Consider the following 5550-nt stretch of genomic DNA (forward strand, 5'->3'; position numbering starts at 1 on the left):
GGGGTGGGGTGGGTGTGATGTCGGCGAGGACGAGCCAGCCGCCCGGGCGTAGGCGGGCGATCATCTGCTCGATGACGTCTGCGGGGTCGCGCAGGGTGCCGTGGGGCCAGCGGGCGACGATGTGGTCGTACCGGTCGGGCTGGCCGGGCAGGAGGTCCCGGTTCGGGTCGCGCTGCTGGACGTCGATGACGGCGGTGCCGGTGAGGTGGCTGGTGTCGGCGTCGACGGCGGTGACGGCCCCGTAGCGGCCGACGAGCTCGGCGAGGCGGGCGGTGATCTCGCCGGCGCCGACCTCCAACAGCCGCTGGTTGGTTCCGATGTCAAGTCGGTCCAGGACGGGGTGGGTGCACGGGTTGAGCAGCCGGAGCATCGGCCCGGAATGGGCCGGCAGCGTTGTTGTCATGGCGTTCCTCCGGTTGTCGGCGTTGGGTGATGCCGGCGGCATCAAATGGCTAGATGAGGCCGTTTCGCAGGGCGTAGGCGACGGCGTGGGCGCGGTTACGCAGGTGGTAGCGGCTGGTGATGTCGTGGAGGATGCCCTTGATGGTGCGTGGGGCGTAGGAGAGCGCTTCGGCGATCTCGTTGTTGGTGCGACCGTCGGCGGCCAGGCGCAACACCTCAACCTCGCGGGGGTTGAGGCCGACGAATACCTGGCCGCACGGGCCGAGGATGTCGCGTTGCAGTGCGCCGACGTGCGTGAGGAGCCGGCCGAGCACGTCGGGCGGGAGGCTGCCGTGACCGGCCGCAGCGGCTCGGATGGCGGTGATGAGCCGGTCAGGAGTGGCGTCGGGTCGGCGGAGGACCCCGGCGACACCATGCTCGACAGCGGCGACGAGCGCGGCGTCATCGAGGTGACCGGCGACGAGCACGATGCGCCGCTGGTGAGCACGCAAACGGCGGAGGGTCCCTAGCGTCTGCTCGTCGACGCCGTCACTGGTCACGACCGCCACATCCGCAGCGTCGCTGTCGCTGTCGCTGTCGGTGAACAGCAGCACCTCGGGACGAGGCCGCAGTTGGCCGATCACGCCGGCACGCAGGATGGGGTCGCTGCCATACACGCTGACCCGTATCCGAGGTGGGGACACGGTGACGCCCCGTACCTCCAGACCTCGGGCCATGGCGTCAACGTCGGCGTGACTGGCGCTGCGGCCATCGCGAACCTGCGAAAGAACATGGATGTCCGCCATCGTCATGACGCGCTCCTCCCGGGTCGGCGGCACGTAGCGCCGCTTGTCGGACCGACGCGACGGTGCTCGTCGGGAAAGCGGGGGGTTGTCATGACGGTTCCCTTGCGAGGTCAAGGAGGTGACGGTGCCAGCGCAGCTCGACGGTGTCGGGGTGGCGCACGAGGATCTGGTCGATGAGGCGGGTGAGGTGGTGGCGTAGGTCGGTGCGGGTGGATTGGTGCCACCGTTGGTGGGTGATGAGGGGGCGTTCGGGGGCGGTGCGCCGATCGTGGGCGGCGGCGCAGCCGACGACGAGGGCCTCCAGATACCCGGCCTCGTAGAGGGTGAGGCAGAAACAGACGTAGAAGCGGCGACGTGTGTTGGTGGGGTAGGGCTGGAGGAGTTGCCAGCAGGTGGTGCAGCGGGCCAGGTCGGTGAGCAGCCACAGGCTGGTGTCGTCGCCGGTCACGGCATCACCAGCCTGTGGTGGGTGGTGGGTGGGGTGGTTGGCGACGATGTCCGGGTCAGCGTCGCCAACCACCCGCCGCCACCCGCAGCGGGGTGTGCGGTGCGGGCGGCGGTGTCCACCGGGCGCGGCCGGGACGTCGCGCCGGGCGGACGGTGGCGAGGCACGGGGGTGACCTCGCCGGGCCGGTGATGATCGCGGGTCGCGGTCATGACGGCGTCGGTGTGGTAGTCGGGACGGTGAGCAGGTCGTGCAGGTCGGAGGGGTACTCGCGGATGTCGGCCAAGGCGACCTGGCGGATGATGCGGGCCCGATCCAAGACGGCGATGTCGTGCGCGACCTGGCAGGCCAGGGCGAGGTTCTGCTCGGCGAGCAGGATCGCGGTGCCGGCGGCGGCGAGGCCGGTGATGATCGCCGCGAGCTGCCCGACAACGGCCGGGGCAAGTCCCTCGGACGGCTCATCGAGCAGCAACGCATCAGGAGCGGCAATCAACGCACGAGCCAGAGCGAGCATCTGCTGCTCGCCCCCGGAGAGCTGGTGGGGCCGGTGATGGCGCCGCTCGGCCAGGGCGGGGAACAGGTCGAAGACCTGCCGGACATCGACGGCCCTGGTGCGGGTGGGGTGCGGTCGGGGCAGCGCGAGATGCTCGTCGACGGTGAGTCCGGCGAACAGGCGACGGCCTTGAGGGACCAGGGCGAGGCCGGCGCGGGCGCGACGGCGGGTGTCGCATCCGGTGAGGGCCTGCTCGTGCAGGCGGATATCGGCGCCAGGTTCGGCGGGGTGCAGGCCGGCGATGGTGTGGATCAGGGTGGTTTTGCCGGCGCCGTTGCGGCCGACGACCGCGGTCACCCGCCCGGCCGGCACGTCGAGGGTGATGTCGGTGAGCACCGGCGCGCCGGTGTAGCCGGCGCTCAGGTTGCGCACACGCAGGATCGGCGTCCCGGCCGCAGCCGCCGTGGTGGTGGTCGGGCTGCCGGGTGCGGGGCTGGTGGGGGCGTCGGTGCCGAGGTAGACGCGGCGCACGTCGGGGTGCTCGCGAATGTCGGTGGGGGTGCCGGTGGCGATGTGCTGGCCGTGGTGCAGCACGGTGACGGTGTCGGCGACGGCGGCGACGAAGTCGAGGTTGTGATCGACCAACAACACGCTGATGTCACCTGGCAGGGTACGGATCAGTTCGGTGAGGCGGGTGATCTCGCCGGTGGCGAGGCCGGCGGAGGGTTCGTCGAGCAGGAGCAGGCGGGGCTGGGCGGCGAGCGCGACGGCGATTTCCAGGCGGCGTTGGTCGCCGTAGGCGAGTTGGCCGGCGGGCCGGTCGGCGTGCGCGGTGAGGCCGACCTGGGCCAGTGCCTCGTACGCGGCGGCCACCACCGGCGCAGCGGCGCGCAGGGCGGTGAGGCGTTGTCCGGGAACGGCCAGCAGCACGTTCTGCACGGCGGTGAGCGGGCGGGCCAGCGCCGGGTGTTGCCAGGTGCGGGCGATCCCGGCCCGGGCCCGGCGGTGCGCCGGCCAGCGTCCGATGTCGTGTCCGGCGTAGTGGATACGGCCGGAGGTGGGGTGCAGGGTGCCGGCGATGAGGTGCAGCAGCGTGGACTTGCCGGCGCCGTTGGGGCCGATGACCGCGTGCCGGCCCCCGGGATACAGGTCGAGGCTGACCTCATCGACAGCCCGGCGCGCGCCGTAGGAGCGGCTGACGGCCTCCAGGCGTAGTAGCGCGCTGGTCATGTCCGCCTCCTCGGGAATCGGATGGTGAGGCCGGCGAGGCGGTGCCGGGGCAGGTAGGCCAGCAGGAGGAAGGCCAGTCCGAGCAGGGTGGGTCCGTGGCCGCCGAGCAGGCCGCCGACCCAGTCCCGGGCTACGACCAGGAGGATCGCTCCGGTGCAGGCGCCGGTCATGCTGCCGGATCCGATGAGCGCGGCGGCGAGGGCGAGGGCGGAGACGCCCATGGCCGCGTCGGCGGGCGAGACGTACCGGGTGACCGCGATCAACAGGGCACCGGCCGCACCCGCGATGCCACCGGCGATGACGTAGGCGGCCAGGAGCAGGCGGCCGGTGTGGTGTCCGTCGGCACGCATGCGGGGTTCGTGGGCGGCGATACCACGTAGCAGCAGGGCGAAGCGGGTCCGAACGAGGACCGCGACACCGACGCCGATCAGCAACGCGCCGGCGAGCACGTACAAGTAGACCCAGCCGGGTCGGACCATCGCCGGCAGACCGGGCAGCGCCACGACTGGCGTGACGTGCACGCCTTCGCTACCGCCCGGGGCCCACGCGTTGGCGGCGGCGTGCAGCAACTCGCCGAGGCCGAAGGTGACCATGAGGAAGGTGGTGCCCCGGGTCCGCACCGCCAGGAGACCGGTCACGGCGGCGGCGACCGCCCCACCAGCGGTGGCCGCGAGCAGCTGGATCGGGCCGAGGTTGGTCAGCGTGGCGATCGTGGCGGCGGTGTAGGCGCCGACGGCAAGGTAGGCGGCCTGGCCCAACGGCGGCAGCCCGGCCAGCCCGACGAGGAGTTGTGCGCTCATGGCGAGCACGGCCATGACCAGTCCGGTGGCGGCAAGGGCGATCACGTACCCGTTGACCAGCCACGGCAACGCCACCGCCGCTGCCGCTGCCGCTGCCGCTGCCAGAGCAACGGCTCCCGCGGTAGGCGGCAACCACGCCGGGAGGAGGCCGGGTCGGCTGGTCGGCGGGCGCGTGGCGATCGCGCCAGGGCCAGGGCTCGGGCTGGGGCTGGGGCTGAGGGTGGTGGTCATACGGGCCGTCCCGGGAGTGCGGTGCGCTGCCGGAGGGTGAGCGCGGCGAGCATGGCGGCGGCGGCGGTCAGCCACATGGTGGGATAGCCGGCGGCCGCGGCCAACGGGCCTAGGGTCAGTGGGCCGAGGCAGCCACCGGCGTACACCCCGGTCTGGGTGATCGAGGTGGCGGCGGCCGGTGCCTGCGGATGCAGCCGGACCACCGCGAAGTTCATCAGCCCCGGCCACGACCAGCCCAGACCGAAGCCGAGCAGCACGCCGGCCACAAGTGGCACGGGTCCGGCCCAGGCGAGCAGGCCCAGTCCCACAGCGCCGACGACGAGCATGCCGGCGATCACCGACAGTTGCCCGTCGGCGCGCCGGTCGGCCAACCAGCCGGCACCGATGCGGGCGGCGACGCAGACCGCGCTGCCGAGGGTCAGGGTCAGCCCGGCGAGGGCCGGCCCGAGACCCCTGTCGACCGAGGCGTCCACCAGGAAGGTGCCGAGCGCGTTCGCCGCCCCCGCAGCCAGCGTCGCGGCCACCCCGGCCAGGATCAGGCCCGGTGTCGTGGACCCGGCCCGGCCCGCCGGTCGCCGGCGAGGTGGCGGGCTCTGCGCCGGCACGGCGGGCAGGGTGGTCAATGCGGCGCCGGCAGCCGCCACGAACGCCCACCGCCAGCCGACAGTGAGCGCGAGGGCGGGCACCGCCGCGCCGGCCAGCAGGGTGGAGAGCGGGATCGCCGCCTGCTTGACGCCGAACGAGAGGCCCTGCCGGCGCGCTGGCACCTGGCGGGCCAGCAGCGCGTTGCTGGACAACTGGCCGAGTGCGTTGGCGCTGCCGGCCACGGCCAGCAGGCCGACAAGCACCGGGTAGGACCGGGCCAGCGTCGCCACGGCGAGTAGGCAGGCGGCCGAGACCAGGATGCCGCTGCGGGCCACCACGGCACCGCCCCACCGCTCGACAAGGGCCCCGGAGGGGACCGAGGCGAGGGCGCCGACGCCGAAGTAGACCGCCACGACCAGCCCGAGCCCGGCGGGGGAGAAGCCCAACTCGTCGCGCATCTGCACGGCCAGGCCTCCCACCAGGAAGACCGGGAGTACGCAGGCGACGGTGACGGCGACGGCCACCGCACTGGCCCGGACCGGGTGAGTGCCGGGTTCGTGACTGCGGGGCGGGGCGGGG

6 protein-coding genes are annotated in these 5550 nt (G+C 73.1%); all 6 read right to left on the reverse strand.

Features of this window, described 5'->3' with window-relative positions; all coding sequences use genetic code 11:
* The coding region (locus tag C1I93_RS27690; protein ID WP_146603592.1) for a class I SAM-dependent methyltransferase at nucleotides 1-403 on the reverse strand (403 nt) is incomplete at its 3' end.
* Between the two features lie 49 nt (nucleotides 404-452).
* Nucleotides 453-1220: a response regulator transcription factor gene (locus tag C1I93_RS27695; RefSeq protein ID WP_223256704.1), complete on the reverse strand. Its 768-nt coding sequence runs from the start codon at nucleotides 1218-1220 to the stop codon at nucleotides 453-455.
* A 55-nt stretch (nucleotides 1221-1275) separates the two neighbouring features.
* On the reverse strand, nucleotides 1276-1707 hold the full coding sequence (locus C1I93_RS27700) for a hypothetical protein (RefSeq protein WP_111246216.1): 432 nt from the start codon (nucleotides 1705-1707) through the stop codon (nucleotides 1276-1278).
* A gap of 133 nt (nucleotides 1708-1840) precedes the next feature.
* Nucleotides 1841-3355, reverse strand: a complete 1515-nt coding sequence (locus C1I93_RS27705; RefSeq protein WP_111246217.1) for an ATP-binding cassette domain-containing protein — start codon at nucleotides 3353-3355, stop codon at nucleotides 1841-1843.
* The gene (locus C1I93_RS27710) at nucleotides 3352-4230 is read right to left on the reverse strand and encodes a branched-chain amino acid ABC transporter permease (protein ID WP_223256705.1); all 879 of its coding nucleotides are present in this window, start codon (nucleotides 4228-4230) and stop codon (nucleotides 3352-3354) included. The genes C1I93_RS27705 and C1I93_RS27710 overlap by 4 nt, the downstream gene beginning before the upstream one ends.
* A gap of 152 nt (nucleotides 4231-4382) precedes the next feature.
* Nucleotides 4383-5550: MFS transporter (locus C1I93_RS27715; protein WP_111246219.1), on the reverse strand; the 1168-nt coding region annotated here is incomplete at its 5' end.

Source organism: Micromonospora endophytica (genome assembly GCF_003236305.1).
Taxonomy (GTDB): domain Bacteria; phylum Actinomycetota; class Actinomycetes; order Mycobacteriales; family Micromonosporaceae; genus Micromonospora; species Micromonospora endophytica.